The 3,358-nt window shown below is 63.9% G+C and carries 3 protein-coding genes; 1 reads left to right on the top strand and 2 read right to left on the bottom strand.

Translation table 11 applies throughout. The features are described 5' to 3' along the window. Together EN884_RS30360 and EN884_RS38795 are read right to left on the bottom strand one after the other, a co-directional pair. The coding region (locus tag EN884_RS30360) for a molybdopterin oxidoreductase family protein (RefSeq protein ID WP_164895247.1) at nucleotides 1–2,826 on the bottom strand (2,826 nt) is incomplete at its 3' end. Then, nucleotides 2,823–3,155: a hypothetical protein gene (locus EN884_RS38795; protein ID WP_127390035.1), complete on the bottom strand. Its 333-nt coding sequence runs from the start codon at nucleotides 3,153–3,155 to the stop codon at nucleotides 2,823–2,825. The genes EN884_RS30360 and EN884_RS38795, both read right to left, overlap by 4 nt. Here EN884_RS38795 and EN884_RS30355 point away from each other — a divergent pair. Next, the coding region (locus tag EN884_RS30355) for a LysR family transcriptional regulator (protein WP_164895248.1) at nucleotides 3,105–3,358 on the top strand (254 nt) is incomplete at its 3' end. The two genes, EN884_RS38795 and EN884_RS30355, sit on opposite strands and share 51 nt — an antisense overlap.

Raw genomic sequence — 3,358 nt, 5'->3', positions numbered from 1 at the left:
GGTGAACCCGGCTTCTTCGGCTGCGCATTTGACGATGCGCACGCGCAGGTCGAACCACGCAGCCTGGCCCGTCACTGGATCGGAATTCGAATAGCGTTTGCCCTGAGCGTCGGCCGAGGTCTGGTCGCCGATGATATGGTTGAGCAGGAAGCCGCGGTTGCTCTCGGCCGCGTCGTCCTTCAGCCCCCAGCTGCCGCGCCTTTTGCCGATGGCGTTCCAGGTCCAGACCGTGCTTTCGTTCACCCCGTCGATCAGCTTGATCTGCCCCTTCACTCTGCCGTTGATGCTTTCGATCCACACCCAGTCGTCATCGACAAGGCCGAGACCGGCTGCCGTCCGGTGATGCACGAACAGCCGGTTCTGGCTGGTGATCTGCCGCAGCCACGCATTCTGCGAACCCCAGGAGTGGTACATGTGCATCGGCCGCTGCGTCAGCGCATGCAGCGGATATTTTTCGAGGTCGACGACCGCTTCCTCGAAGGGCATGTGCCAGAAGGGCAGCGGGTCCATGTAGGTCTCGATGCGCTGGCGATCGCCTTTCGGCGGCACCACACGGCCATGGCCACGCGCGGCGAGCCTGAAGCGCTGCATAGGCTCCGAGTAGAGCTGGAAAACGATCGGTTCGGCTTTCGGGATAAAACCCATCTGCACTGCGAAGTCGAGATAGGAGCGGTTGGCCATCTTGTAATAGCGCTGGTCGTCCGCGAAATCATGATGCCAGAAGCCGCCATTGTCGATGTAGCGCTGCAACTGGTCCGGGTTGGCCTCACCCCTGCCGGTCGAGGTCCCATCCTTGCCGCGCCAGCCGGCGAGCGGGCCGATGCCGGGCGTGCGCTCATGGTTGACGATGTAGTCGGCATAGTCGCGGTATCTGGCCGAGCCGTCCTCATCGACGAAACCAGGCAGGCCGAGCCGGGCGCCGAGTTCGATCAGCACCGACTGGAACGGCCGGACGTCGCGGTCGGGCTCGATGACGGGATGGCGGATGGCGTCGCCCGGTCCGTCGGCATGACTGATCGGCCGGTCGAGCAGGCTGATGCAGTCGTGGCGCTCGAGATAGGTCGTGTCCGGCAGCACCAGATCGGCGAACGGCACGGTCTCGGAATAATAGGCGTCGGAATAGATGATGAAAGGGATCTTGTAGTTGCCCGCTTCGTCGCTGTCGGTCAGCATCGCCATGGTCTCGACGGTGTTCATCGAGGAATTCCACGCCATGTTCGACATGTACATCATCAGCGTGTCGATCTTGTAGGGATCGCCTGCCCAGGCGTTGCGGATGACGGTGTGCATCAGGCCGTGCGCGGCCAGCGGCGCGTCCCACGAATAGGCCTTGTCGATGCGAAGCGGCGTGCCGGCCTCGCCGACCAGCAAATCGTCCGGCCCGCAGACGAAGCCGAGCGGCATGCCGTCGAGCGGCGTCATCGGCTTGACGGTCTTGCCCGCCGGCTTCGGTCCGGGCGGCGCGGATCGAGGGTAGGGCGGCTTGAAGCGGAAGCCGCCGGGGACATCCACCGTGCCCAACAGCACCTGAAGGAGATGGATGGCGCGGCAGGTGTGAAAACCGTTCGAATGGGCAGAGATGCCGCGCATGGCGTGCATCGAGACAGGCCGCCCCTTGATCGTCTCGTGGCGGCGCCCGGCCCAGTCGGTCCAGGCGATCGGCAATTCGATCGTCTGTTCGAAGGCGACATGGGCGAGTTCGGCGGCGATCCTGCGGATCGTGTCGGCGGCAATGCCGCAGCGCTCGGCGACCGAGTCCGGTGCGTAACTCTCATCGAGGTAGCGGTCGGCGATCAGCTGGAACCCCGGGACGCAGCGGCGCCCGCCGATCGTGAAGCTGCCGGTCAGCGCCGGTTTCGCACCGGCATCGGCGGCGCTGACCGGTGTCTTCGCCACCCTGTCCCAAGCCAGCGGATTGCCGTCGGCATCGCGCACGAACAGCCCGTCATCGGCAGCACCTGGCTCCTGCACGACGAGAACATGGGCATTGGTGTAGCGCAGCAGATACTCGAGATCGACGCGACCCGCCTTGAGCAATTCGTGGATGAGGGCGAACACGAACAGGCCGTCTGTTCCGGGCCGGATGCCGATCCAGTCATCGGCAATGGCATTGTAGCCGGTGCGGCACGGATTGATCGAGACGACCTTGGCGCCGCGCGCCTTGAGCTTGCCGAGACCGATCTTGATCGGGTTGGAATCGTGATCCTCGGCGACACCGAATAGCATGAAATACCGGGTGTTGTCCCAGTCGGGCTCGCCGAACTCCCAGAACGAACCGCCGATCGTATAGAGGCCGCCGGCCGCCATGTTGACCGAACAGAAGCCGCCATGGGCGGCGAAGTTCGGCGTACCGAACTGGCTCGCCCACCAGCCGGTCAGCGACTGCGACTGGTCGCGGCCGGTGAAGAAGGCGAGTTTCCTGGGGTCGGTCCGGCGGATGTTCGACAGCCGTTCCGTAGCGATAGAAAACGCCTCCTCCCACTCGATCTCGCGGAACTCGCCGGAGCCGCGCGGGCCGGCGCGCAGCAATGGCTTCTTCAGCCTTGCCGGGCTGTAATGCTGCATGATGCCGGAGCTGCCCTTGCCGCAGATCACGCCGCGATTGACCGGGTGGTCCTTGTTGCCGTTGATGTAGCGGACCTTGCCATCCTTGATGTGTACATCGATTCCGCAGCGGCAGGCGCACATGTAGCAGGTCGTCTTGGCGATGCTGTCGGAAACGGCAGGCGAGGTGTCGACGCCGTCGCCTTCATCGGGCGCTCGCGTGTCGGCAAGCGGGCGTTGCGATGGTGCCGAATTCGCGCCGCGCGGCGGTCCCTGCATCATGATCCGGTGGCGCCTGTACGGCGCATGGATTTGGCCCGCGTCTTCGGCCCGGGGCCGCGCATATAGTGCTCTTCCGGGTGATAGCGATCGCCGGCCAGCCGCCGCCTTAAGCCGCGGGTCCAATGCGCAAGCAGGGATCTGAGCCGCCCGATCATTCTGCTCTCTGCGATCTTTCGGCGAATTTTTTCTAACTTCGCCGGAAAACTTAGAATAAAGGTATCGATCTGTCTAATCAGTTGTTCTTGTAAATTCGATCGATATTGGTTCTTAATGTGGACATGACCCTGGATCAGTTGCGGATTTTCGTCGCCGTCGCCGAGCGCGGCCACATGACCAAGGCGGCGGAACTGCTGGGCATTTCGCAGTCGGCGGCATCGGCGGCCATCCGGGCGCTTGAAGAACAGCACGGCGTCCACCTGTTCAACCGGGTCGGCCGCAACATCGAGCTTGCCCAGACCGGCCACCGGTTCCTGCCGGAGGCCAAGGCCGTGCTCGAACGGGCCGCCGCCGCCCGCAATGTGCTGGAGCATGT

The sequence above is a fragment of the Mesorhizobium sp. M7A.F.Ca.AU.001.01.1.1 genome (assembly GCF_004022735.1).
Classification (GTDB): Bacteria; Pseudomonadota; Alphaproteobacteria; order Rhizobiales; family Rhizobiaceae; genus Mesorhizobium; species Mesorhizobium ciceri.
This window is presented reverse-complemented; position numbering and strand designations above follow the sequence as displayed.